24 protein-coding genes and 3 pseudogenes are annotated in these 25,361 nt (G+C 54.8%); 10 read left to right on the forward strand and 17 right to left on the reverse strand.

What is annotated here, in order from left to right:
• Positions 1–119 precede the first annotated feature (119 nt).
• Positions 120–482 carry a hypothetical protein gene (locus ACR3ES_RS22550; RefSeq protein WP_480424840.1) on the forward strand — a complete coding sequence of 121 codons (363 nt, stop codon included), beginning with the start codon at positions 120–122 and terminating at the stop codon, positions 480–482.
• Between the two features lie 253 nt (positions 483–735).
• On the opposite strand, the gene ACR3ES_RS22555 is transcribed toward ACR3ES_RS22550, so the two are convergent.
• Positions 736–1,653, reverse strand: a complete 918-nt coding sequence (locus tag ACR3ES_RS22555; protein WP_170437254.1) for a nucleotidyl transferase AbiEii/AbiGii toxin family protein — start codon at positions 1,651–1,653, stop codon at positions 736–738.
• The gene (locus ACR3ES_RS22560) at positions 1,643–2,488 is read right to left on the reverse strand and encodes a type IV toxin-antitoxin system AbiEi family antitoxin (RefSeq protein ID WP_170437257.1); all 846 of its coding nucleotides are present in this window, start codon (positions 2,486–2,488) and stop codon (positions 1,643–1,645) included. Before ACR3ES_RS22560 ends, ACR3ES_RS22555 begins: the two co-directional genes overlap by 11 nt.
• 284 nt (positions 2,489–2,772) lie before the next feature.
• Here ACR3ES_RS22560 and ACR3ES_RS22565 point away from each other — a divergent pair, with 284 nt between their 5' ends.
• A complete protein-coding gene (locus ACR3ES_RS22565) occupies positions 2,773–3,159 on the forward strand; it encodes a hypothetical protein (RefSeq protein WP_480458801.1) in 387 nt (128 codons plus the stop codon).
• Here the strand turns inward: ACR3ES_RS22565 and ACR3ES_RS22570 are convergent.
• Entirely contained in the window at positions 3,102–3,461 is a 360-nt protein-coding gene (locus ACR3ES_RS22570) for an integrase core domain-containing protein (RefSeq protein WP_480425714.1), read from the reverse strand. The genes ACR3ES_RS22565 and ACR3ES_RS22570 overlap by 58 nt on opposite strands.
• 62 nt (positions 3,462–3,523) lie before the next feature.
• Between ACR3ES_RS22570 and ACR3ES_RS22575 the strand changes: the two are divergent.
• Together ACR3ES_RS22575 and ACR3ES_RS22580 are read left to right on the forward strand one after the other, a co-directional pair.
• Positions 3,524–4,641 (forward strand): annotated as a pseudogene (locus tag ACR3ES_RS22575) (IS3 family transposase).
• Between the two features lie 2 nt (positions 4,642–4,643).
• On the forward strand, positions 4,644–5,426 hold the full coding sequence (locus tag ACR3ES_RS22580; RefSeq protein ID WP_480424918.1) for an IS3 family transposase: 783 nt from the start codon (positions 4,644–4,646) through the stop codon (positions 5,424–5,426).
• A 58-nt stretch (positions 5,427–5,484) separates the two neighbouring features.
• Here ACR3ES_RS22580 and ACR3ES_RS22585 read toward each other — a convergent pair whose 3' ends face one another.
• Both ACR3ES_RS22585 and ACR3ES_RS22590 read right to left on the reverse strand, forming a co-directional pair.
• Positions 5,485–5,850, reverse strand: a complete 366-nt coding sequence (locus ACR3ES_RS22585) for an IS3 family transposase (protein ID WP_480634776.1) — start codon at positions 5,848–5,850, stop codon at positions 5,485–5,487.
• A gap of 23 nt (positions 5,851–5,873) precedes the next feature.
• Complete coding sequence (locus tag ACR3ES_RS22590) at positions 5,874–6,161, reverse strand: transposase (protein WP_480425685.1); 288 nt, start codon at positions 6,159–6,161, stop codon at positions 5,874–5,876.
• A 79-nt stretch (positions 6,162–6,240) separates the two neighbouring features.
• On the opposite strand from ACR3ES_RS22590, the gene ACR3ES_RS22595 reads away from it, so the two are divergent.
• Entirely contained in the window at positions 6,241–7,971 is a 1,731-nt protein-coding gene (locus ACR3ES_RS22595; protein WP_480458764.1) for an argonaute/piwi family protein, read from the forward strand.
• 722 nt (positions 7,972–8,693) lie between these two features.
• Positions 8,694–9,151 (forward strand): annotated as a pseudogene (locus ACR3ES_RS22600) (PD-(D/E)XK nuclease domain-containing protein).
• Positions 9,152–9,231: 80 nt separating this feature from the next.
• Here the strand turns inward: ACR3ES_RS22600 and ACR3ES_RS22605 are convergent.
• Entirely contained in the window at positions 9,232–9,978 is a 747-nt protein-coding gene (locus ACR3ES_RS22605) for a hypothetical protein (RefSeq protein ID WP_170437263.1), read from the reverse strand.
• Between the two features lie 428 nt (positions 9,979–10,406).
• Here ACR3ES_RS22605 and ACR3ES_RS22610 point away from each other — a divergent pair, with 428 nt between their 5' ends.
• Positions 10,407–11,270: a hypothetical protein gene (locus tag ACR3ES_RS22610; RefSeq protein ID WP_170437265.1), complete on the forward strand. Its 864-nt coding sequence runs from the start codon at positions 10,407–10,409 to the stop codon at positions 11,268–11,270.
• Between the two features lie 658 nt (positions 11,271–11,928).
• On the opposite strand, the gene scpB is transcribed toward ACR3ES_RS22610, so the two are convergent.
• The 8 genes and pseudogenes from scpB to repA form a co-directional block, all read right to left on the reverse strand.
• On the reverse strand, positions 11,929–12,558 hold the full coding sequence (scpB, locus tag ACR3ES_RS22615; RefSeq protein ID WP_170437267.1) for an SMC-Scp complex subunit ScpB: 630 nt from the start codon (positions 12,556–12,558) through the stop codon (positions 11,929–11,931).
• The gene (locus ACR3ES_RS22620) at positions 12,555–13,523 is read right to left on the reverse strand and encodes a DUF1403 family protein (protein ID WP_480425710.1); all 969 of its coding nucleotides are present in this window, start codon (positions 13,521–13,523) and stop codon (positions 12,555–12,557) included. Before ACR3ES_RS22620 ends, scpB begins: the two co-directional genes overlap by 4 nt.
• Positions 13,524–13,840: 317 nt before the next feature.
• Entirely contained in the window at positions 13,841–15,226 is a 1,386-nt protein-coding gene (locus ACR3ES_RS22625; protein WP_170437437.1) for an IS1182 family transposase, read from the reverse strand.
• A gap of 151 nt (positions 15,227–15,377) precedes the next feature.
• Positions 15,378–16,763 carry an IS1182 family transposase gene (locus ACR3ES_RS22630; protein ID WP_480425708.1) on the reverse strand — a complete coding sequence of 462 codons (1,386 nt, stop codon included), beginning with the start codon at positions 16,761–16,763 and terminating at the stop codon, positions 15,378–15,380.
• Positions 16,764–16,866: 103 nt separating this feature from the next.
• On the reverse strand, positions 16,867–17,976 hold the full coding sequence (locus ACR3ES_RS22635; RefSeq protein ID WP_170436848.1) for a Fic family protein: 1,110 nt from the start codon (positions 17,974–17,976) through the stop codon (positions 16,867–16,869).
• A 152-nt stretch (positions 17,977–18,128) separates the two neighbouring features.
• Positions 18,129–19,049: pseudogene (locus ACR3ES_RS22640) on the reverse strand (helix-turn-helix domain-containing protein); the annotation flags it as partial.
• A 310-nt stretch (positions 19,050–19,359) separates the two neighbouring features.
• Positions 19,360–20,328 carry a plasmid partitioning protein RepB gene (gene repB, locus ACR3ES_RS22645; protein WP_170436841.1) on the reverse strand — a complete coding sequence of 323 codons (969 nt, stop codon included), beginning with the start codon at positions 20,326–20,328 and terminating at the stop codon, positions 19,360–19,362.
• Positions 20,328–21,512: a plasmid partitioning protein RepA gene (gene repA / locus ACR3ES_RS22650; RefSeq protein WP_170436838.1), complete on the reverse strand. Its 1,185-nt coding sequence runs from the start codon at positions 21,510–21,512 to the stop codon at positions 20,328–20,330. Before repA ends, repB begins: the two co-directional genes overlap by 1 nt.
• An 838-nt stretch (positions 21,513–22,350) precedes the next feature.
• On the opposite strand from repA, the gene ACR3ES_RS22655 reads away from it, so the two are divergent.
• Together ACR3ES_RS22655 and ACR3ES_RS22660 are read left to right on the forward strand one after the other, a co-directional pair.
• On the forward strand, positions 22,351–22,608 hold the full coding sequence (locus tag ACR3ES_RS22655; RefSeq protein WP_170436835.1) for a type II toxin-antitoxin system ParD family antitoxin: 258 nt from the start codon (positions 22,351–22,353) through the stop codon (positions 22,606–22,608).
• A complete protein-coding gene (locus ACR3ES_RS22660) occupies positions 22,605–22,949 on the forward strand; it encodes a type II toxin-antitoxin system RelE/ParE family toxin (RefSeq protein WP_170436832.1) in 345 nt (114 codons plus the stop codon). Before ACR3ES_RS22655 ends, ACR3ES_RS22660 begins: the two co-directional genes overlap by 4 nt.
• Positions 22,950–23,005: 56 nt before the next feature.
• Here the strand turns inward: ACR3ES_RS22660 and ACR3ES_RS22665 are convergent, their stop codons facing one another.
• Genes ACR3ES_RS22665 through ACR3ES_RS22675 form a run of 3 tightly spaced genes read right to left on the reverse strand, consistent with a single transcriptional unit; the run spans position 23,006 to position 24,059 of the window.
• Positions 23,006–23,326 (reverse strand): site-specific integrase, encoded by a 321-nt coding sequence (locus ACR3ES_RS22665; protein ID WP_480634777.1) that lies wholly within the window; start codon positions 23,324–23,326, stop codon positions 23,006–23,008.
• Between the two features lie 23 nt (positions 23,327–23,349).
• Positions 23,350–23,508: a hypothetical protein gene (locus tag ACR3ES_RS22670; protein ID WP_480634778.1), complete on the reverse strand. Its 159-nt coding sequence runs from the start codon at positions 23,506–23,508 to the stop codon at positions 23,350–23,352.
• Entirely contained in the window at positions 23,508–24,059 is a 552-nt protein-coding gene (locus ACR3ES_RS22675) for a hypothetical protein (RefSeq protein ID WP_480634779.1), read from the reverse strand. Before ACR3ES_RS22675 ends, ACR3ES_RS22670 begins: the two co-directional genes overlap by 1 nt.
• Positions 24,060–24,185: 126 nt before the next feature.
• Between ACR3ES_RS22675 and ACR3ES_RS22680 the strand changes: the two genes are divergently transcribed.
• On the forward strand, positions 24,186–25,283 hold the full coding sequence (locus ACR3ES_RS22680; protein WP_170436826.1) for a helix-turn-helix domain-containing protein: 1,098 nt from the start codon (positions 24,186–24,188) through the stop codon (positions 25,281–25,283).
• Positions 25,284–25,361 lie beyond the last annotated feature (78 nt).

A 25,361-nucleotide genomic window follows, 5' to 3' on the forward strand; every position in this document is an offset into this window, starting at 1 on the left:
GGCCATCCGAAGCTGCGAAACGACCTTCGCCGCCCAACGATGGAAGAGATCGGGCATCGCACTGATATCCTGCCCTTCGAAGGATTGGGGAAGAGTCCCGAACCTATCTCGACTGGCTTTTGGACCAGTGTACCGAGGACGACGCTCCACTTGACGAGATTATCGAACCGGCGGCGCTGGACCTACTGGCAGAGCGCCTGACCACACCCTTACAGTTTGCCGAATATTTAAACCGGGCATTGGAGGCCGGGTTCCGCATCGGCCAGAAACCAATCACGCCGGATATTGTGTCGGCCACCCTGGCCCCCGACTTTGATGACTTGGAGCCACGTCTCACCCGGCAGGGCTATTCTGTGAAGGTATTGGCGGATCAGTTCCAGTCCAAACCTGCCGAGATCAAACGCTTCCTGAGCGGGCAGCTTGAACCCGCGCGGACCCGCGAATTGGCAGAGCGAATGCGGATGGCGGGGTTGTCGCTATGAGGTCATGTGGATGGTCTCACCCCACCGATCCCAGTCTCAGAAATGTGAGCCCGTCTCAATTATTCTGAGCCCGTTCTCAAATAAAGTGGTCCCAAATCGAATTATAGTCTCAAATAATCTGAGCCAGAAACAGCGATGATCTCGCGCCCAACGGATTATGATCTCAAGCCGCTACAAGTAGCCATCCAAGGCAGTATGGGCACTTGTTGCTTCTTGTGATGTCGCTTCCGGTGTGTTCATGGAATGGGCTTACTCAGTGCAATAGTTTTTCAAGCTGGTCAGTCTGCTGTTTGTGCTTTTCTGGGTCATTTTCGATCAGGCGATTCAGGTTGAGCAATTTCCAACGCACCGCTGGAAGTTCAGACGCTGCTGAGAGCCCTAATAATTCAAAGTCCGGTTTTCCTTCCTGAAGACCGACCAGAAATTCTGCGATCGGCCCACCTAACTTTTTTTGAATGTCATTGATCAGATGACTTCGCGCAGCAAGCAACTCGTCAAGCTCAACAGATCGCCTTGTCATGCCCACAAACTCATCTTTGTAAGCTTCTGTCAGATCAATGTTGTTTGGATCAAGAAGTTCGTGCGGGGGGCGAGGAGAACTCGCAAGGTAGACCATGAATGTGCGAAGAAGCGCGTCTGTCAGCCCCTCGTTTTCATAAAGTTCGGTTATGTCAAACAAATCACGCGGGTGTTGCCGGTCCAAAGCCGCATGGATCTTGCCGCCATAGAGGTCTTCGAACGACACAACTTCCGTTTCTGCAAAACCAAACTCCTCGGCAACGCGGTCACACACGGGCATGGTCTGAGTGTTACCCACGATACCGCGGGTGACCGGCGAGGTTTCAATTTTCACACGAGCGTTGCCGTCATCGGCAGAAATGCGGGTCGCGCCTCCACCACCTCCTGCAATTCGCTTGGCGGTCAAGCCGGGCACTTTGTTTATGTCTTCCATGATGGAAGTTAGTGTTTCATCGATTTGTACTAGTGATGCTTGGCGCTCTTGGACCGGCAAATAGGTCAGATCAATGTCCACCGAGAGACGTGGCAGATCACGATAAAATAGGTTGATAGCCGTCCCGCCTTTCAAGGCAAACACGTCTTTTTTTTCGGAGATGATGGGCAAAAGACGCACAAGCAGAGCGACCTGTGCCGCATAAGGTTCACGGTCCATCGGTGTCCATTTCACTATCTGTGAGAACAAATTCTTTTGGGACGTAGATGCGATATTGCGGGTGCAATTTACCCCCCTCTACAAGCGCTCTCGGACCAGCACCGAGATCGAAATCATCTGTGTGGATGTGTTTGCGCCAAGCATGACTGTGCCTGTCTGCGAAGACAAAAAAGAGGCGCTTAACCTTCACACTTCGACAGTCTTTCAGGAGCTGAGTAAGTAATTTGGGCCGGAGTGTCGCCAATCCCTCAAAGACCATGTCTACTGAATGAAATGTTGTTCTACGAGGTAGCTCGTTGAGCCACTCCAATATTGCCCGCTCAGGTTTTGACTGGATCAGGGTACGTGGTCGTGGTTCCTCTGTAGTGCCAGGTTTATCGTAGTCACTGAGACCGGATAGCCCGAGCTCCTCACTTTGAAAGAGAGAATTTGTGTGCAGCTGATAGAGATCAGATGTCGGTAAGCGCTTCAGCCATTTTGGTGTCGATCCATAGAGATGCACGGAGCGGACACCTTCAAAACTGACGTAGTGTTCAAAACCGGCCAAATCTAAAGCGGTTTTTCCCCCCACGTGGCAGGACCAGCCCATTAGGTGCTGGATCGACAGCACCGTTCGTATCCAGTCCTCGGCACCATACGCGCTGAAGACGTCGTTGCTAGGGCGGCGGTAAACCCCGCGTATGACCTTCTCCAGCCAGCCCTGACGTTCGTAGTTGAAGATAGATTTGCGATCGATTTTGCGCGCGACCAACCATGCAGCGTCGACAAGATATCCCGCAGGCAGATCTTGCAGCAGGGGTTTTAGTTTTTTCTCATTTTGTTGGCTTTTTGCCATTTTTTTGAGCGTTCCTTGAAATCTAGTCAATCCAGATTTTCAGACAATGGCCCAAACCATGGCTAATTGCCAATATATTTTACTTTATTCGAAATATTTCCTATGAGAATGCAACCAAGCGTCTTAGTCTCGTAAAAGTGCATGGATGGAAGTAAATGTGACCTCGAACCCCAACCTCCAAGTGCCATGGATGGCACCGCGGCATAGGACGGTCCGCTCACAGAGCACGACTTTTGAAAACAGCTTTCCACAAACTAATAAGACGAAAAAGAAATCTAAGGTAAATGAGCGGAAACAACTTAAGACTCAACTTTGCGCCGGTGAAAATCACCGGAGAAACGATAATCCAAGTCGGCTATCGCTCCTTTGAAAAGGATATACTTAGTGATCTCCGTAGGGAGTTCGCGAAAACACATGTTTTCCGAACAGACAGGCAAGACGACACCATTATCGATATTCCTGTCGTGCCGGGTGCTGAACCGCTGAGCGACAAAGTGATAGAGCTCGATCTCAGAGAAACACATTGGCATTGGCCCTCTCTGATGAATGCCGCCATAGTGAGGGCCTTTTCAGGAAAGCGCGAAATTGCGCGCGACTATGTCCAGCCCCAATTCTATGGGCCAGTTTTGAGCAAGGTTTCTGGAACGGGCGGTCGCATGTTTAGAGCCTGATGGGGTCTGACACGATTGTACTGTCTAAGCCAGGTATTGATGACGATCTGAGCCTGTTTGGTGGTGTGGAACCATTCTGCGTTGAGGACTTCCCGGCGCAGAGTGCCATTGAAGCGCTCGTTGTATCCATTCTCCCAAGGTGATCCCGGGTAGATTTGGATCGGCTTAATGCCCACCTTTCTTAACCAGGTCTGCAGGGCCGTTGCGATGAACTCCGCGCCGTTGTCGGAACGGATGTGTTCGGGCTTCCCGTGCCGCAATAAGAGTGGGTAGAGCGCATCCAGCACGTCTGCGCTGTTCATCTTCGGCTGTCTTGGCCCCCTAAAACTGTGCCACAGTTGGCTTAGTTTTGGAGACGGGATTGATGGCGCGGAAACGGTATTCGGACGAAGATATTCTGCGGCTTTTGCGCGAGATTGAGCTGGGCCTGGCATCTGGTTCGGATGTCGCGACGGCGTGCAGAACGGCTGGTGTCAGTGATGCGACCTATTACACATGGCGCAAGCGGTTTGGTGGGATGGGACGATCTGAGATGGCCAATCTGAAGGCACTGCAGAAAGAGAATGATCGGCTCAAGAAGATCGTGGCCGAGCTTGAACTGGACAAGCTCATTCTCAAGGAGAGCCTTGATTATCTAAAGCCGAAGGCCTGACGGCAGACCAGCTTCGTCAGGCCGTGATGCATACCCGACAAAAGCTGGCAACCTCTGAACGGCGCACCTGTCGCGTGATTGGATTGGCGCGGAGCACGCTGCAATACCGCGCAGCGCCAAAGGATGATGAGGCGTTACGTCTGGCGATGATCCGATTGGCCAAACGGTATGGGCGCTACGGCTACCGCAAGGTCGCCGAGCTGCTGCGTGTCGAAGGCTGGGCAGTCAATCATAAAAAGATCGAACGACTATGGCGCGAAGAAGGCTTGCAGCTCCCACAACGGCACAAGAAACGCAAACGGCTGTACCACAAGGACAGCTCGATCATCCGGCTCCGACCGCAACATCCCAATCACATCTGGAGCATTGACTTTGTCCACGACAAGCTGAGCAACGGACAGAGCTACAAGATGCTGACGGTGCTGGATGAGTATACCCGTGAGGCGCTCTGCGTAGCGGTCAAGCCGAAGATGAACAGCGCAGACGTGCTGGATGCGCTCTACCCACTCTTATTGCGGCACGGGAAGCCCGAACACATCCGTTCCGACAACGGCGCGGAGTTCATCGCAACGGCCCTGCAGACCTGGTTAAGAAAGGTGGGCATTAAGCCGATCCAAATCTACCCGGGATCACCTTGGGAGAATGGATACAACGAGCGCTTCAATGGCACTCTGCGCCGGGAAGTCCTCAACGCAGAATGGTTCCACACCACCAAACAGGCTCAGATCGTCATCAATACCTGGCTTAGACAGTACAATCGTGTCAGACCCCATCAGGCTCTAAACATGCGACCGCCCGTTCCAGAAACCTTGCTCAAAACTGGCCCATAGAATTGGGGCTGGACAGGCGCACCTGTCGCGTGATTGGATTGGCGCGGAGCACGCTGCAATACCGCGCAGCGCCAAAGGATGATGAGGCGTTACGTCTGGCGATGATCCGATTGGCCAAACGGTATGGGCGCTACGGCTACCGCAAGGTCGCCGAGCTGCTGCGTGTCGAAGGCTGGGCAGTCAATCATAAAAAGATCGAACGACTATGGCGCGAAGAAGGCTTGCAGCTCCCACAACGGCACAAGAAACGCAAACGGCTGTACCACAAGGACAGCTCGATCATCCGGCTCCGACCGCAACATCCCAATCACATCTGGAGCATTGACTTTGTCCACGACAAGCTGAGCAACGGACAGAGCTACAAGATGCTGACGGTGCTGGATGAGTATACCCGTGAGGCGCTCTGCGTAGCGGTCAAGCCGAAGATGAACAGCGCAGACGTGCTGGATGCGCTCTACCCACTCTTATTGCGGCACGGGAAGCCCGAACACATCCGTTCCGACAACGGCGCGGAGTTCATCGCAACGGCCCTGCAGACCTGGTTAAGAAAGGTGGGCATTAAGCCGATCCAAATCTACCCGGGATCACCTTGGGAGAATGGATACAACGAGCGCTTCAATGGCACTCTGCGCCGGGAAGTCCTCAACGCAGAATGGTTCCACACCACCAAACAGGCTCAGATCGTCATCAATACCTGGCTTAGACAGTACAATCGTGTCAGACCCCATCAGGCTCTAAACATGCGACCGCCCGTTCCAGAAACCTTGCTCAAAACTGGCCCATAGAATTGGGGCTGGACATACTCATCCAGCACCGTCAGCATCTTGTAGCTCTGTCCGTTGCTCAGCTTGTCGTGGACAAAGTCAATGCTCCAGATGTGATTGGGATGTTGCGGTCGGAGCCGGATGATCGAGCTGTCCTTGTGGTACAGCCGTTTGCGTTTCTTGTGCCGTTGTGGGAGCTGCAAGCCTTCTTCGCGCCATAGTCGTTCGATCTTTTATGATTGACTGCCCAGCCTTCGACACGCAGCAGCTCGGCGACCTTGCGGTAGCCGTAGCGCCCATACCGTTTGGCCAATCGGATCATCGCCAGACGTAACGCCTCATCATCCTTTGGCGCTGCGCGGTATTGCAGCGTGCTCCGCGCCAATCCAATCACGCGACAGGTGCGCCGTTCAGAGGTTGCCAGCTTTTGTCGGGTGTGGACCACGGCCTGACGAAGCTGGTCTGCCGTCAGGCCTTTGGCTTTAGATAATCAAGGCTCTCCTTGAGAATGAGTTTGTCCAGTTCAAGCTCAGCCACGATTTTCTTGAGCCGATCATTCTCTTTCTGCAGCGCCTTCAGATTGGCCATCTCAGATCGTCCCATCCCACCAAACCGCTTGCGCCATGTGTAATAGGTCGCATCACTGACACCAGCCGTTCTGCACGCCGTCGCGACATCCGAACCAGATGCCAGGCCCAGCTCAATCTCGCGCAAAAGCCGCAGAATATCTTCGTCCGAATACCGTTTCCGCGCCATCAATCCCGTCTCCAAAACTAAGCCAACTGTGGCACAGTTTTAGGGGGCCAAGACAGATCATCCACCTAATGATCCACGGTTGACATTGCGTCCCCAAATTGTCGGTCGCGTTGCCTCGATTTCAGATGGGCAGTTGGTGCTAGAAGATCACCGCGAAGGCTATGAAACAGTCGAGGCCAATAAAGCCCGCCTGTCCGGGAGCAAAGCTGACTTTGACTGGTGTGTACGCGTTCTTCTTGGCAACGATGCAGAACGGGTTCTGAAGGAGGCAAACCTCGGAGCAAGCCAACTTCATGCAGGCCCGGGGCGGCTCAAGACGATCGAGGAGACATTGGGTTTTTTGCGGGACGACTCTTTAGAAGCCGTTCCCGGAGTGCAATTCGAGATTGCTCAGTTACTTGACTCAAGGTCTCCTTCATTCCCCACCCGCGAAATGATCAAGAAGCCTTCGCTTGTGTTTGATCCGTCAGGAACGCGCACGGACGATTGGAATGAGCGTGGAATCAAGGCTAATGGCCCTTACGATCAAAGGACCTTCACGCCAAAGGGGCTCAACATCGCCGTCATTTGCCAAGACCGGTATGAGGGACAGGTTGAGACTTTCGTTGCCAAATTCCTCGAAGGCATGCCTGACGTCAAAACCGGGAGGCGTGGGCGAGAGCAAGCGCGCTATGGGGATGGATTTCTACGTCGTTTCCAACTCGAAAAAGCAAACGTTCAGACTTTTACGTCCTTGTCGCCGACGCTGGAGAGTTACGAAAAGGCGTGTACCAATGCACTTGAGCATGCCGCTGACACCGGAATCCAGTGGGATCTGGCACTGGTTCAGGTCGAGGAAGAATTCAAAACCCTCCCCGGCAACCAAAACCCATATTTTGGGACAAAAGCTGCGTTACTGAAGAACCATGTTGCTGTTCAGAGCTTCCGATTAGAGACAATGCAACAGCCGGCTTCGGGACTGGTCTTTACAATGAACCAGATGAGCCTTGCATCCTATGCAAAGCTCGGGGGCCGTCTGTGGCTCTTGGGGGCCGAACAAACCGTCGGCCATGAACTGGTGATCGGTGTGGGGTCACATGTCGCAACGAACAGCAGAATAGGGGGTGGGACGCGCCAGGTCGGTATCACAACGGTCTTTTCAAGTGATGGCGGTTATCACTTGAGTGAACGCACAAACGTTGTTCCGTTTGAGGAATATGCGGACGCTCTCACGGATACGCTGAAACGGACAGTTGTGCGGGTTCGAGACCAAGACAACTGGAAGAACACGGATCGGGTTCGTCTCATCTTTCACATGTTCAAACCAGCTAAGGATGTCGAAGCAGAGGCAATCAAAGCTGCGGTTGAAGGTCTCGATCTGGACAATGTGACATATGCTTTTGTCCACGTCGCTCCGACCAATCCCTTCGTGATTTTTGATTTGAACCAACAAGGTCAGCCTTCTTGGGCGCAACAAAAGAAAGGCATCTTAGGTCCCTCAAGGGGGATGCATCTCAAACTCGGGAACTACGAGTCGCTCGTTGTGTTTGCGGGTGCATCGGAACTTAAACAAGTCACCGACGGGATGCCCCGGGCTTGCCTTCTTAAGCTCCATCGCAACTCCACATTTCGAGACATGACCTATTTGGCAAGGCAAGCTTTTGATTTTACCGCGCACTCTTGGCGGATCATGTCTCCTGAACCGTTCCCGATTACGATCAAGTATTCAGACTTGATTGCAGAGCGGCTGACTGGGTTAAAGCAGGTTGAAAGTTGGGACGATGATGCCGTGAAGTTCCGCGACATTGGCAGAACCCCTTGGTTTCTGTGATGCAGTTATCCGAACTCAAATCCGAACTTGTTGTCTCTGAGGATGAATACGCCCGCTTGCCTAACCATGTCGCAGGATTTTGTGCCTTCATGATAACGCAAGATCGCAACAGGTTACCCTCTTTGGTATGTGTTGATGGTGATCAAACTGATGATGTTGCCGCTTATCCGGTGGTGGCAAGTCTAGGCTATGCAATCGCAGCAGACATGGCGACAGAAGCCGATCTTGCCCGCTTCAGGCAGGGATTTCTGCATTTGTCTGGTCGAACCTTCTTTGCTGAGGGACGGGTTCCAAGATTTGAGATCGATGGTTTCGCATTATTCGGTGTGTCGTTGGGCATCGAGCGGGCCAATGTCCCAGTGCATGAGCGCGACTGGATTGTCGATCTACTGGAAAAATCAGCAACGGTTGTGCCACGCACGGACTGGGAGTACGGGCTTGTCAAAGCCGCCCAGGCTGTCTTGGGCATTGTCGATTGGGATACCATTCCAGATGCGCTGTGCAGAGTTGCGGTGCAAACGGCACTGAATGCTGAAGCTGGTCCCAAGGAAATGCAGCTTGCCTGGGCGAGTGCCGTGACACTGCTCGGGGAAAGAATGCAACAAAAGCGCGCTGCCGGTCGAGCCATTTTTGACTCTTGCATGGGCGCGCTTTCAAGACTGCCAATCCATGGTGTTGGCTTGCCGGAGTTGATCGCTCTGCTCGACGAAGTTCGGGATGCCATGTCGCATTGGACCTATGAAACAAAACCGCGCGTAAAAAGTGTCACACCGCAACAATGGGAGGTTGATCACGAGTATCACGTCCAGAATCTCCTCTGGACGTTGCTCCGGCCTGTCTTCAAGGATTTAGTGGATGAGCAATCACTTCCTAAGTTGGGGCACACCACCCTCGCTATGATCTTGGCGTTCCCTCGCTTCGAACGATCGTCGAGGTCAAGTTTATGCGCCGCGCCGGAACTGCAGAGTGCCGCAAGATTACACAAGAGATAGCCGCAGATCGCTCACTCTATCTCGGCAATCGGACCGGCTATGAGAAGCTCATCGCGTTCATTTGGGATGACTGCAGGCAGACAGAAGAGTATGCAACTCTCACACAAGGCCTGGAAAGCCTCGAAGGGATTGAGAAGGTGATTATCCTTCCGCGGCCGTCGAGAATGGATCGGTCAAAGATATCCTAGTGGTTCAATGTACGAAGAATGTCACAGACATCCGCACCTCAGTTGCGTGAAGGAAACGGCAGGAACCAGACCCATTGGCATCATGTTTCTATTAGACGAAGGCGCTTGAACGCGCCTTCCGGGAATAGAACGTCAAATACGCGACCGGCGAACATCTCCTTACTGGAATGACTTTGCTCGACACCAATATTGCGCTCGAGCTTCTTTGCGATTGACGGCGTGTCCAGAAGATCTGGCTTTTTCAAAGCCGCGAGAGTCACGAACGCATGGGACCAGGATCGACGCCCTTTCGGTTCCAGCAAGAGCGAATTAACGAGATGGTGCAGGTTGGAAATGTCTATTTTGGTTTGGACTGTGACGATGCCACGTCGGACAGTGGCGAGAACGCCAAGTGCCCGCACTGTGTCATATGGGTCGCCGAGGGTGCTCCAGAGGGCACCGCCGACGATCGCTGCGATCTTATCCCAAATAAGGCCCGCCTGGTCATGATCGCACTCGGCGAGTGCCGCATAAAGTTGTTCACGAAAGTGTGCGATTTCATCGTCTCTTTCAATCAGTCGATCAAGATAGCTGCCTTCGGCTGACTTCGGTCTATCCCCGGGTTGCCCCCAGTCGATCTCATCGGGCGCAACGACGCGTTCTCGCCAGACTGCAGTAAGTCCCTTACGGACGGCACCGGGCAATAACCGCATCATTCTGAATCGTGGTGCGTCGGCAGTTCTGGCAGCGGAAAGCACATCTCCATCGACAGCAAAGATCTGACCATCATTGCGCAGATAGATGTCCTTGAAGGCGCGCCACTCCAGCTGCGCAACATCGCCGGACACGATCCAGCACAAGCGAATTCCGTTTTCCGCGTAGAAGTCCTCGCGACGCGTGATGGTTGGCAGTTGTGTCGTTGCCAGCTGGATTTCGAAGGCTGCAGGCCCTCTCTGCCATGATGGGGGTCGAGTCCGGCTCAGTGCAGAATAGGGCGGTAAGGAGTTTACTGCGACAGTGCATCGTCAAGCGTCTCAATATCTCTAAAATAATGCAAGAAACGCCCAATGAGACATTGAAAGAGATCCGACAGGCGAACTGTCTCAGTTTCTACACTCATTGAGACACGATCACCAAAGCGGGGTCGTTTGCATACCGAGGCGAAAGAGGAAAAAGAGCCCTTAGCCGCTACTTGGCAGCCTATCCTATTGAGACGCGATCATGTCTATTGATGGTTTCCACGATTGAGATAGGGTCAGCCCAGCGGGGGGGCTAGATGACATTCACGACGCTCGAGCAGGAGGCCATAGTTCTAAATGCCACAATGGGCATGGTGGACGATATGGTGAACCACGCCATATTTTGTTCGCCGGGTGAGGTGAGAGAAAACACAAACCTCCTGCCCCAGACGTCGGACACCCTACGACAGTTCGCAATCCTACTGCGCGATTTCCTTTCGCCAGTCACTGGGAAAGGTCAGCGGCCGATGCCTTTCGGACTGCCAAAACCGCCCCAAGGCGGCAAGGCTACCGATCATACTACACTCTTTTATCTTGCTCGGGTTTGCGAGAACCCGTTGATAGGGAATGATATAAAATTCCTCACTATGGAGGTTCATGATTTCACTGAATGGCTTGAGTGCTCCGCCTTTGTTCCGGGAGTATGGTTGTCGAGCATCGAGGTGGAGGTCGATTTGACTGTTAAGCGCATCGACTTCATTCGCATGGGTGGAGACATCGGGAAGCACAATTTCCTGCGCCTCGGCGGACAAGCTGCTAAACTGATAAGAATCCTCGGGGAGAACGGCGTTTCGATTGACGAGAGCCGAGCCTACGCAGCGTTACCGGATTGCTGGGATTGGTTTCACACGCACTTGTTCGCCTACCATGCCAGCACGATAGCGGAATTCCTGAACAACATACGTTATGCCATTCGGCTCTACGTCGAGCCCGCCGCAAAATCTCGCTATCGGGTCACAGGAAAGATCGACGACTACCGCGAAACCTACACCTATGACCGGCCAGCCGAGATCAAGAGCGAGTTTGCATGGGGGCAGTATTGTGACTTGCTGAACAGCACGCGGCGCAGACCTAACTTTCCGCCGTTCAGCGTGACCGAATCGCTGAAAAACCAGCTCTGAAAGTGAGCGTCCGTTGAACCCGACCTAACGCCTTCCGGTGGAGGCGGCTAAGCGAATAGGTGTTCTTTTCAGTCAGCGAAAGGTAGCGTCGTCCGCGTCTTTCCAGCTCGGGTTTGGTGCGATTAAAGGTCGGCTTCAAACCAACCTATTAGGAAAACTCCTTACCGCCCTATTCTGCACTGAGCCGGACTCGACCCCTGATGAGGCATAAACATCCGGAAAGGCGTAAAGCCCATCATGACCCTTTGTGTAGCGCTCAGAAGTAATGCCAGCCTCGGCTGTATAGGTGTCCAGGGCCAGGATTTCGCAGATCATCGCCTTCAGGTTTTTGTGACACTCGCCCTCTTGAGCTCCTTTGAACTTCGAGGCGTCAATCGAGCGAAAATTTGAGGCGTTGGCGGTCGCCCACCGGCAATCCTTGATGTCCGAACAAAGTGATAGCAGTGACGTCGACCTGCTGTTGACTCGCGCCCATAGACCGGTGCGCGGCAATCACCGCACAAGAGAACTGGGTCACCGCGTCGTCTTGATCGAGTCGCCTCTGCCCGCAATTCGACCCATTGTGTATCAGACAGCGCTTGCAAGAACGTTTCGGCGTGAACGGGGTTTTGAAAGCCAGGAACATGGATGGCTTCGATGCTGAGACTCGCTTTCTTCATCATGTAGCTTCACTCAGTTCCAACTCTGGCAAATCCCTCAACGATTGAAGATCGAACGTCGCCAAAAACTCAGGCGTCGTTACAAAGGTATGCGGTGCCCCGGGCCGCGGTGCTTTGGGTCCGTTCGCAATCATGTCTGTGTAACGAAGTCGTGCAAGAAGATCGCGGCTAATCTCCTTACCGAATATCTCTTTCAATCCATCCCGGGTGATCGGCTGATGATAAGCAACAGCGCAGAGAACGGCCATTTCAGTCTCGTTGAACGCTAAGGACCGCTCACCGAGATCAGCCGCCGCCTTGATCGCTTCGGCAAACTGCGCCTTTGTACGGAACATCCAACCGGTTGCTACTTGCACCAGTTCATAGGGACGCCCCACCAGCTCGGCCTGGATGTCCTCGATCAATATATCGATTGAGGCCCCCTGCCCTATCACACGGACCAAGTCCTCGTGCCCGACTGGCGAGGCACTGGCGAAGAGCACCGCCTCGATCCGCCCCATCCACTCGCGCCATCGCAACTCTTGCGGCAGGTCCTCAAGCTCCCGATCAAACACACTGTGGTGTGATCGGCCGTCGCCTGCAGTATCAGGCAAGTCCGAGCTTGAAAAATTCTGTGTCACTGCACTCATGACGCGATCCCGTAGAGGCGGAATGTCGACCGACCGGTCAGTTCTCGCGCCACGTCTAATTCGACCAGCCGATAGCAGAAGCGTCGGGCGGCCCGCGCCGTCATAGGGGTCGACGTGCCACGTATCATCGGCGACAGCATGCCGGAGGGAGCAACCGCATCTTCGCTCAGAAACAGGGCGACCGCATCGGCCGACCCCTTGGTCCGTAATTTCGGGGCAACGGCGCGCAGGGCCTTCGCCCGTGCAGCAAGCATCGTCGCAAGTCGAATGGTGGTTTCAGCCCCCTGGGTGATGGTATGTTGGACAGCGGATATGCTTGTCCCCTCTTTCAGGTCGCGCAAGGTGCTCTTGGTCAGATGGAGGGCCGTCAATGGTAACGGCCGTTCCCAACCGAAGAACCGTGCCAGCACCACATCGGACAACAAGCAGCCGATCCGCTCCGCTCGATGATCGGCCTTAAGCACCTCGCGAAGGATGCCGGTTGCCGCTGAAAGTGGCCCGTCAGACTGGCTTTTATCGACCGCAGTTGCCAGACTGATGCCCGCCTCTTCGCCAAAGCGTTCATTGATGTGAACGGCAGTAGCGCACAGCCAGTCAGTATTCTGCAAACGAAGCCGCACGGCGTTTCGCCAGAAATCCAGCACATCCCCATCCGGTCCCCAATGGCGCACGCCGAGCATATCCGGCGGGGTCAATTGATAGGCGTCTCGGATATCGGCCTCTGTCGCCATGCGTCCTTCGAGTTTGGAGGTCACCACGGCGGCTTTGAGCGCCAGCGCGTTGGCCAGCAAAGACTTGGGCACCGCATCGCCTGACTGCCGTAATACGCCGTCGAGCATAGCGAAGGTAGCACCCGACAAAAATGCCATGGTTTCCGGGGTTTCTGTACGCGCCGAGGTGACCCAGGCGGGGAGCTTGGGTAGAGTGATCCGGTCGTCGGCGATGGTCGTAGGTTGGTAGGTCATGCTACACAGTGTAGATAACTAGGGCGCTTTTGCCTACTATATAGTGTACAAACCGCCCCACTCTGCGGCTCTCAGCTATGTCCAATAAGTTTGCATTATCGGACAGTTTTCGAACCTTCACGCATCGCCGATTTTCGACGGATCTACCGCCGTTTCCCGGAGCGTTGGAAACTATAAATTGAACGTCCGCTATTCCGGGTTGCAAATGGAAATGCTGCACTTGCGGCGAATTTCTGCTTTCCGCCGATTCTGTGGAAAAACAACGTGTTGCGGACGCAGAAAGTGGTGTGCTGAACCGAGCGCGAGTGCCTTTCTGATCAGGCTTTACGTGTTTGCTGCGGTGCGGGAAAGATCTTGGCCAGTTTGCGGAGGTTCTGGGCGGTGGCGGCGAGGAGGAATTCGTCGTTTGCGCCGCATGGGCCACGTAATCGGAGCCGACCCAGGCCGAGAATGCGTTTGAGGTGGGCGAAGAGCATTTCCACCTTCTTTCTGAGCTTCATTGAGATGTCGTACTGGCGGGTCTTGGCAATGTCTCGAGCCACCTGGCGGGCGTCTTCTGTTTCTTCGCGGCTGATCTTGCGGGCATCCGCGTTGGGGCAGCACTTGGTTTTCGATGGGCAGACCTGACAGACCTCTTTCAGAGCGCGATAGCGAGCGGTGCCCTTGCCCGTCGGACCGCGGTTGGGGTCTGAGTAGTTGCGGCGGAACTGCTTGAGGGCGTGACCTTCGGGACAGATGTATTGGTCATTCTCAGCATCCCATTCGAAGTCGGCGCGGGTCCAGGTGCCGTCATTGCGACCGGACTTGTCGAACACCGGGATATGCGGCGCAATCTTGCGATCAACCAGCCAGCCCAGAAGTGGGCCGGTGCCATAGGCGGTGTCCGCGATTAGTCTCTCCGGATGCAGATCGAACCGTTCCTTTACTCGGTTCAACATGGTCTTGGTCGATCCGACCTCAGCCTGACGGATTGATCTGGTGGCTTCGACGTCGATGATAACTCCGTGATCTGTATCGATCAGGTAGTTGTCGGAATAGCTAAAGAATGCAGGGCCTTTGCGGGCTGCGGTCCATTGGCTCGCCGGATCGGAATGCGATGTGAACTTGGGCTGAACCTCGCTGGCAGCGCCGAACGCAGCCTCGTCCAGCGTGTCGAGATACTCGCGGACGGCGCGGGGCGCGTCGGTCGGATCAACGGTTGAGGCGTCCCACTCTTCCTTCGGCGTTGAGTTCTGCTTGTTGGCATCGGCTTCGATCAAGCTTGCATCGATGGCCATACGCTGACCGCTGACGAGGCCTTCCTCAATGCTGTGTGCCACGGTCATCTCGAACAGGTAGCGCAGCAGTTCGCTTTCGCGGAACCGCCCATGCCGGTTCTTCGAGAATGTGGAATGATCCGGCACACGGTCGTTCAGATCGAGCCGACAGAACCACCGATAGGCTAGGTTCAGATGAACCTCTTCACAAAGCCGCCGCTCGGACCGGATCCCGAAGCAGTAGCCCACGAGTAGCATTCGGATAAGCAACTCGGGGTCAACCGAGGGGCGTCCAGTATGGCTGTAGAACTCCGCCAGATGCGACCGGATGCTGCCAAGATCGACGAACCGATCAATCGAGCGCAGCAGGTGATCTTGCGGGACATGATCTTCCAGCGAGAACTCGTAGAACAACGCCGCCTGCGCTTCCTGCCTCGGTCCCATCATCGCCAATTCCTCCCTACAGGACGAATTGAATCAGCGACTTACCACTCAATCAACCAAGAGTTTTTCAACGAAATACGCCGATTCTGTGGAAAAACAACGTGTTGCGGACGCAGAAAGTGGTGTGCTGAACCGAGCGCGAGTGCCTTTCTGATCAGGCTTTACGTGTTTGCTGCGGTGCGGGAAAGATCTTGGCCAGTTTGCGGAGGTTCTGGGCGGTGGCGGCGAGGAGGAATTCGTCATTTGCGCCGCACGGTCCACGTAATCGGAGCCGTCCAAGGCCTAGGATGCGCTTGAGGTGGGCGAAGAGCATCTCAACTTTCTTTCTGAGCTTCATCGCAATCTGGTACTCTTCAGTTTTGGCCAGATCTCTGGCGACCTGGCGCGCATCTTCGTGCTCTTCGCGGGTGATTTTGCGTGCATCAGCGTTGGGGCAGCATCTTTGTTTGGACGGACATACCTGGCAGACTTCTTTCAAGGCGCGATAGCGGGCTGTGCCCTTGCCCGACGGCCCCCGGTTTGGATCAGAGTAATTCCGGCGGAACTGTTTAAGCGCGTGACCCTCTGGGCAGATATATTGATCATGCTCAGCGTCCCATTCGAAGTCTGTGCGTGTCCAGGTGCCGTCGGGGCGTCCGGCCTTGTCGATGACCGGGATGTAAGGATCGATCTTGCGATCCACGAGCCAGCCGAGCATCGGGCCTGAGCCGTAGGCGGTATCGGCGATCATCCAGTCGGGGACGAGGTCGAACTTGTCCTTCACCCGGTCCAGCATCGTCTTTGTCGACCCCACTTCGGCTTGCCGGATGGATCTGGTCGCTTCCACATCCACAATCACGCTGTGATCTGTATCAACGAGGTAGTTATCAGAGTAAGCAAAGAAGGCTGGTGCCTTGTGCGCCGCTGTCCATTGGCTGGCAGGGTCCGAATATGAAATGAACTTAGGCTTGACTGGCGAGGCAGCACCAAACGCGGCCTCATCCAGGGTTTCCAGATATTCCCGAACAGCGCGCGGTGCGGTCTTGGCATCGATCTGTGCAGCATCCCATTCTTCTTGTGACGCTGAATACTGCTTGGTCGCTTCTGCCTCAATCAAGCTGGCATCAATCGCCATACGCTGGCCGCTGACCAAACCTTCTGCGATGCACCGCGCCACTGTCGTTTCGAACACGTGCCGCAAGAGTTCACTCTCGCGGAACCGACCATGGCGGTTCTTGGAAAAGGTAGAGTGATCCGGCACTCGATCAGTCAGATCGAGGCGACAGAACCAGCGATACGCAAGGTTCAGGTGCACTTCTTCGCACAACCGCCGTTCCGACCGGATGCCAAAGCAATAGCCCACCAGCAGCATGCGGATCAGCAACTCGGGATCGACGGAAGGGCGACCAGTATGACTGTAAAAATCCGCCAAATGATTGCGGATACTACTCAGGTCAACAAATCGATCAATCGACCGCAGCAGATGATTGTCCGGGACATGTTCCTCCAGGGAGAACTCATAGAACAGCTCAGCCTGAGTTTCCTGTTTTGGTCCCATCATCATCCAAACTCCCATTCAATAAGAGAATTGAATCAGCCAGATGGCCTTCGATCAAGACAGAGTTTTTCAACAGAATACGCCGTTCGTGTCGTATTTCATCTCCCTACCTTTCCAGGTCCAACTTTAGCCAATAGCGTGTGTACCGGAGTTCACCCGTTCGGGTCAGAGCGCCCTTATCTACTAGATCCTGGAGATCCCGCGTCGCCGTGGCGCGGGATGTTCCCGTGATCGAGATATAGTTCTCGGCGCTCAGTCCGCCTGTGAAACCATCCGGCCCAGCCTTGAACAAACGGGCGATGACCTTACTTTGGCGAGCGTTGAATTGATCTCGATGCCGGTCATAGAAATGCGTCTTGGATATGAAGAACCGAACCCGCTCAAGAGTCACCTGCTGTGCTGTGAGGACTGTCTCAGCAAACCAGTTAAGCCAAGGTGTAACGTCTAGCGTCTTTTGGTGACGTTCGAGCTGGTCATAGTAAACCTTCCGCTCTCGCTCGATCGTGAAAGCAAGTGCAATCAGGCTTGGCTGACCAATGTTTTGCGCCAGGGACTTTTCAGCCAACGCCCTTCCCAACCGGCCATTGCCGTCTTCAAAGGGATGAATGCTCTCGAAATACAAATGGCTCAAACCGGCCCGCGTCAGCGCACGTAATGGTTCCAGACCATCCGGTGCGGTCCGGTTGAACCATGTCACGAACTGGTCCATTTCAGCAGGAACCTGACGCGAAGGTGGCGCTTCGAAATGCACCGTTGGACGGTCGAGCCTGCCTGAGACTATTTGCATCGCATCCTCATGGCTCCGGTATGATCCAATCGTTTCCAGATGCCTGTCATGGGAAAGAAGCATGTCATGCCACCGAAACAGGGTGTCGTGTGACAGTGGTTCCGAATAGTTGGAATAAACATCTACCATCATTTCAGAAACGCCCTGCTCGCGCGGTTTAGATGGATAGCTGTCGGGAGCCAGCCCAAGATGCCGACGCAAGGAGGATTGCACGCTGAGACGATCCAGCATCTCGCCTTCGATCGCGCTGGTTTTCATCGCTTCTTCGCTTAGCAGGTCGATACGCAATTGATCTCGATCCGATGTGTTCACATGATGAACCGCTCCAAGAACTTCCCCTGAGGACAACAGGAATTGTTGTTCGTATGGTCCGAGTCTTGCGGCATCGTAACGAAAATTCGGCCAATCAGGGTTCTGCCAGTTCCACATCGTGAGGTATAAGCTTCCTTTCTATAGCTCACCATTTATGCAATTGTGATTTATAGAGGTCAATCCTATTACTCACCTTTTCAAACTCTTCAACCCGGTCATCGATTGGATGTGTAATCTGAAGACGGTAAATCTCATCCTGTTTCCCAAATTTACGTAGCATTGGAGGTCCGCGAGAGCATTGCCTTTGGAGACAACTCTCCCATTTCGATCTTAGCCAGCAACGAAATCAGGTAAGCCGCTGGAGACTGTATATTCTCTGCACGTTGAAGGATGTATCCGAGAACAATGAAGCGAATAGCTGGGCCAAACGTCGATTTCATTGCATACCAGGTTTGGCCAAGCCGTAGATACTCGGCGATATCATTCATAAGCCGATCACAGTGGTGCTGATCTTTTGCAAAGCGTAGTTCTGAGCATAGCCGTGGAAAACTGCGCTCCATTTGGTCTGGAGAAACTTGAATCTGAGAAAGTTTTTCTTTCTTAACTTCCGGATTCAAAGAGTCCTCTTTGTGCCCCTCGATTTCACTGTCACTGGCCCTCAAATTTTCGGAATCTGTCTGTGTTATCTCGGAGATTTCCACAGAGATTTCTGCCAGCAGCTTGTTGAGTACATTCGCATCTGGTTTGCGACGCAGAGCATTGCGTACGGTGGTCATCAAATCAGAGATCGCGGTGTCATTTGCTACGAGCTCCCTAAGGCGCGCCAGAGCGGCGGAAACCTTGTCACGGAGTACAGTGAACTCCAGAACTCGATCAGCATGCCTCTGGGCTTCCTGGATGAACTCAGGGTGTCGTTCATACAAGGGCATCAAGGAGAGCCCAGTCGCGGTGACCACCCTGCCCTGTCTATCCCGGCGCGCCCATCGCTTGCCGTTTGCGCTCATGACGCGGCGGATAAGTCCAAGCTCAACCAGCGTTGAGATATGACGCTCAACTGTCTGCACGCTGACATGAGTTCGTTGGGCGATCGCCGCGTTGGAAGCGAAGCAGATGTGATGATCATCTTGGTCCGCAGTAATCTGATCACCGCCCACAAAGGAAATCATCGCTCTCAGGACATTGAGAGTTGTGGATTTTAACCCAAGAGGTTCCCTGGCCTCTTCAACGGCGCGAAGAAGTGTCCATTTTTGGGCGTACTACTCCTCTGCCCTGCCGTTCCCGACAAGGTTGCTCCATTTGGAGCCAATGCTGTTAGTGTTTTCATGATTATCTATCGGCAGACAAAAATTTCCCGTACGCTCAGGAGCGTTTTTTCTTGTGTGGCGATTCGGGTGCTGCTAGATTCTAGGTGTCTAATCTAAGAATTGCGCTCTGCGCAGCAGCCCTCGAAGCTCCGGCTTCGGGGTTTTGTTTGTTTGCCTTCCTCCTTTCTGCTCGTCCTCAGTTCTTTTTCTCGGTCTTTACAGCTGTAAACTCAGCGTGTGAGCGCTTGATGATTTCAGCCATGTTATTGTCCAACCAGCTGGCGAAGCTAGCGTTAGCTCCGGTCCTTTTGACCGAAACAGTTAGTGATCCGTTGGTGGATTTGATTGTAACGCCTTCAATTGGGCTTACTTCGGCTGCACCTTCTCTTTGTCGTGCACCACGTTTGGTAGCTGCTTTTAGGAGCATTTCCAGCCGATCATCTGACGACATCGATGGCTCAATGGTTGCAAGCAGGTTGGCCGCTTCATCTTCCGCCAGCTTGCCTGCACCGAAGTGTTCTGCAAGCACGGTCCATTTTGGGCGGCCAGATTTTGGGGCTGCACCGATCATGTCACCAATCTTTGCAGGAACATGTTGCGTAACTTTTGTCAGGTGAGACAGCCCTGATTTCGAAACGTTCAATACTTGCCGCACCGTTGCAGTGTCATGCCCGGAAGTCAGGATAGCCTCGGCGAAACGTGCTTTCTCGTAGAAGGAAAGATTGCGCCTCGCAGCATTTTCAAGCCCTTTGGCGAGAAGCGCTGAAGCATCGTCGATATCCTGAACATTAGCGCGGACTTTAATACCGAGTTCACGACAGGCTTTGAGCCTCCTCCGCCCATAAATTGCCTCGTATCGACCGTCGGATTTCGATTTTCTGACAAGAATGGGAACCTGTTGGCCACCGTCTTGTATACTCGACATCAAGCTTTCAAAACTATCGTCTTCCTCGTCAGTGTTTACAGCTGTAAACTCACCAAGCCTATCGGCTGGGCCCCAATCGTCGATCAGAGCAGGGTCAATTTCCCTGATTGCGGCCAGAGAGCCCTGAAGCGCACCAAGTGCAGGGGCGTTGGGTTTTGGGGCTTTGTCGATGGCCTTGGGGCTGGAGCGCGCGATGGTGCTTGCGATCCCCGACATCTCCTGAAGCGATTTTCTAGCCATTAGCTGCGTCCCCACGCTTGATGGATCATTTGCTCTACCTCAGAGCCGATCGCATCCATTGAGTTCTTTGCCCGATCATAAGTTGCGCGTGTCATTTCCGACCGCACGACCTCGTAAATTGATTGTTTGAGCATTGTGGCGTCACTGATTGCAGTGCTTTTGAGGGCCGTAGCTGACATAACGCGATCCTGAAACAGTGCTCGCATGAACGATGCCAGTTGTTGAGACGGTACGTCTGTCGGCTCGTCACGCGTTATCAGGAACTTGAAGTTATCGTATTCGAGCGTAGCACCAGCATCTTCAATGACTGCCATGTAAGCACCAGCGAGTTCGAGAAATTGAGCAGTCGAAGACACGTCCAGCATCGAAGGTGTCAGTGGCACAAGCAATGAACTGGCGGCGGCCATCCCGGCTATTGTCAAGAATCCGAGTTGAGGTGGGCTATCAATCAGAACAAGGTCAAATTCGCCTTCTACCTGGGCCAAGGCATTCCGTATTCTCGTAAAGAACGGATGGTCCGGGTTGGAGTGAACGGCAGATTCTGTCTCAAACTCGGAAAGAACAAGCCGTGACGGCGCCACAGACAGACCGGGGAAGTATGTCGGAAGCACAACGTCCGCCATATCTACCGGTTCTTCATACCGAATAGCATCGTAGATCGTCAGCCCGTCAAACTCTATTTCCGGGCTGATGCCGCACATGGATGTAAGCGAGCCTTGTGGATCCAGGTCAACGGCCAATACACGGTAACCGCGAAGCGCAAAATAGTGAGCCAAGTGAATTGTTGTGGTGCTCTTGCTGCTGCCGCCTTTGAAGTTCATCAACTGCCAGACTTGGAGCTTTTCTCCTTCAGTCCGGCGAGGGACATAGCGCCCTTTTTTGCGTGAGGTTTTCTCAAGCGTCTCGCGAGCCTCCCAAAGTTCTTGGGCAGTATAGTAACGCCTGCCGCTGCGTACGTCATTCGGTTCAGGAATCGTTCCCTCTGCGTGGACTTTGCGCATGAACTGACCTGAGACACCTAAGAGTTCGGCAGCTTCTGGCGCTGCAAAATTTCGCAGTGATTTGGTGTTGTCGGGGGCAAATGCAGCAAGTAGATGTTCCCGGATAGCCGAGTTTAATCTCTCGGATATTTCCGTTGCGAGTGCCGATGGTCTTTCTGCCGCAAGTGGTGTCACGGGAATCATGTAGTTGCCTCAAATTAAAGAATGTGGTCATTTTTGCGCCACTTGAGACAAACAGCCGTGATTCATTGCACTAAGTCAAGGGTTTTCGCCTATATTGTAGGTTTTCCAACGCGGAGGACTACATAAGCTTTGCGTCAGAGGAAGGTGGTTTACAGTTGTAAACTCGGTTGAGCGGGATCATGGGTTCTTTCAGTCGATGACGTTCTAACGTAGGCATGCGAAGGCATTCCTATAAAAATCCTCCAAAAGCTCCGCTTTGAGTAGAGCACATAAAGCTTGTAATTGGAGTGAAGACCGAACGGCTTGTGACGCAAATCGCGCAATTGGGAAGGGCAGGGGATTAGTTAAGCTGTCTGGTCAAATTCTCTCGCCAACAAATTTGTAATCGAGTTTTCTGCGATAGATACGTCGCATTAGTACTTCTGCGCCAGAACGGGAGGACGATGCAGTGAGAAGGGCGCGGCGGCCCGGGTTAGATACTCCGAGCGCAGCCCGTTGAGGAGAGGCAAACCCGCGGACTCTCCGGCTAGAGTCAGCTGCTGGCCGAGGGCACATGAACTGGCGTGCAGGGAGACGCTGGGTTTAGAGTACTGTGTCCCATCAAGTTTCGGCGGAACAAGGAACGGTCCTCGATCCAATGCAGCTGTGTTTGCGCGGCGCGGCTTTTGGCGCAAGTCTCTACTGTCGTTGGAATCATATGGGATCACAGACACGATCCGTGTGTACACATCCCTTGGGCGTCCCTAAAACCAGCTCGCCCCAATTAGCGACTATGGGCTCCCCAAGCGTTGTACTGACAGTCTCATTGGCATATATTGCCAAAGAGGAGGCTTAAGCCATGGTAACCCGCAATGTCGTACTCACAGAATCTCAGGATCAACTGGTGGAGAATCTGGTTGCTTCCGGTCGCTATCAAAACGCCAGTGAAGCATTGCGCGCCGGCCTTCGGCTTCTGGAGCGGGAAGAAGCGGGCCTAGTGTCTCTCAAACAAGGCCTGCAGGAGGGTGTGGCGCAGGCTCAGGCTGGAGATCTGGCAGAAGGCAGCGGTCCGGATGCGATCCGTCGTGCCTTTGCAAAGGCACGAACCGAAGCGTGACCAGACCCTTTCGACTGACATGCCGCGCTGAAGCCAGCCTGGTGGAAATTGCGCGATGGACCATCGACAAGTTTGGACAGCATCAAGCCGATCTTTATGAACAAGAACTGATAGCGCGCTGTCAGGCCATCACGGAGGGCAGGGCGGCCAGCCGCAGTTGTTCTCTATTGGTCGAAGAAGCGGTTGATCTCAGGTATGTGCGAGCAGGAGAGCATTTCCTTGTCTACTTGGATCAGCCGGATAGCGTGATCATAATCGATATCCTGCATTCCCGTTGCGATCTGCCGCGACATGTTTCTGCGCTGGCTGCGTTGACTGATGCGACGGGGAACAGGACATAGGCGGTGCAGCCAGAGTATCCTTCAGGTTGGGATTTCTTTAAACGATCAGTAAATGCTTACCCCAGCAGGTCGGCTGCCGGGTTTTCCGCGATATCGACGTCATCGTAATACTTCTGCGCCTGTGCGAGCGAGCGATGCAGCGACAGGCGCATGGCGGCCTGGATTGGAGCGCCGTCCAGCGCCGCTTGCGTCAGGAAGCCTGAGCGCAGCCCGTGGGGGGAGGCAAAATCTTCGGGCAGCCTGGCCAGTTTCAGGCGGTGCCGGACAATCTGCGCAATGGCATCCGGGCTGAGGCGGCGTTTCAGCACCCGGTCGGCCTTGGAGATCGGGCGGAAGAGGGGGCCGTCACTGATCCCGCCAACTTCGATCCAATGCACCAGCGCCTGCGTGGCGCGGCCCTTCAGCACCAGACGTGGGGTCTCGCCCTTTGGGTGGTCTTGGTTTCCAGCAATGAGAGCCAGACGACTCCGGTCTTTTCGAATTCCTTCAGCGAAACGTCTTCAAACATCAACCCAGTGATCTCCGACCGGCGACGTCCACCGCTGGCCCAACCCAGCATCAGCAGCGCCCGGTCGCGACAATCGCGACGCGACCCCCGGCAAGTGGCCAGTAGCTGCTCGAGCACCTCACGCGTGATCGGATGGGCGGATTTCGGGGCAGGGGCCGGGCGGCGGCGCGGCACGCCTTGGCGCGGGCCTGCTTCACCTGCGGGGCGGCAAACGGGCTGGACAGGTTCTTCATCCGATGAAAGGCCAGCCAGGACGCGATGCGCCGGTCCAGCGTCGACGGGGCCGGGCAGGTGAGGGACTTGCGCAACCCCTGCGCGATCAGCGCCTCTGCCACTTGCCGGGCCATGTCCTCAGGCGGGGCATCACCAAGATCGCGCGAATGATCCAAAATGAAACGAAGGGCGACATCCTCAGTTTCTGGCCAAACCGCACCAGTGCCGACCCTCAGGGTCTTCCAGGCGGTGATGTAGAGCAGGTCGCGCTCATAAGCCCTGAGCGTGTTGGCGGGCGTGCCACGGACATAGAGATCGGTCAGCGCGTCCTGGTCCGCTTGCGAGAGGGCGGGAAAGGCGGCGGGAAGGTATTGGGCAGGGGGCTTCATGGCCGCCATTCTGCGCGCAAATTCACGGGAAATCAATTAAATATGATAAGGGCTACTTATCGAGTATAATAGAAGGCTTGCAAGTTGTGCTTGGTAAAGCACAAAAAACCCGTATTCTGATCACCAATGAGTATAAGGTCAGAAAATAAAGGCGAGCTAAACGACCCCACGCGCTCGATCTACGACGTCGATCCGGTGCCTGACGAGGATTTGTGGTTTCTCCCACAGGCTCCCGAACCGGGTGAGGCGCTGGCCGATCTGCCCTGGCCGGTGGCGGCACGGGAGGGGTCGCTGCACCCCGAGATCTGGCTGAGGGCGGAACAGGCCTGCTATCGCGAACTGGTGGCGGCGGTGGCGGCGGTGACCCGGTTCGGGGAGCGGCTGCGGCAGATGCCCGCCGGGGTGGCGGAGCGGATTGCCTTACTGTCGGTTTCGGCGACGCTGCGGGCAGAAGGGGTCTGGCTGGCGCCCGAGAAGATCGCGCTCTACCGGGCTCTGCGTCTGGCCGGTGGGGACGAAGCACAGGCCCTGGCGCGGGCCGGCTGGGCGATACGGCGACTGGTGGGGCAGGGTCCCTTGGCACCCGAAGGACTGCGCGTCTTTCTGGGCCGGGCGGAGGTGGCCGGGGCGCAAAACCCAGACCCCGAGGCAGGCCAGCCGGTGGGAGAGGAACTGAATGCGCTCGACGTAGAGTTTCGCGCGCATCACGACCAGCTGGATGCATGCCACGAGATGACGCGTGCGGCCTGCGATCTGGCGTTCTGGCGCCGCGAAGGTCTGACCCCCTGGGACGAACTTTTGGAACCGGTGGTTGCGGCGATGCGGACCGGGGCAGGGGGGCTAGCCCCTTTTTTGCCTGTTTCCGGCGGCCACCGCTTTGACCGCTATGCGCTGAAGGATGGAGAGGCCTCTGCCGAGGCGCGGCTGCGGGCCTTCTACGCGGCGGCCGAGGCTGGAGCGCTGGCCGCGCTGATGGAGTTGGACCGGTTGACCGCCTGGCTGGTCCGCGCGCGGGCGCAGATCCGGGACCTGTCCGGGCGCACACCCCCGATGCTGATCGATATCCTGACCCGGTATCCGGTTGTGTCCGCCGAACTCGTGGCCCGCGAGACGCGCTGCTCGGCAATGTCCGCCCGGCGCAATCTCAACCTGTTCACAGAACGGGGCCTTGCCCGCGAAGTCACCGGGCAGGGCAGATACAGGTTCTGGACAAACACAACTTGAAACGGTTCTGTTTAGGCTCTGAAGGTGTAGACGCCCCCGCTGACCTCGATGTGTCATTGTGGGTTTGCAAACAACCTG

The sequence above is a fragment of the Ruegeria sp. B1 genome (assembly GCF_056535885.1).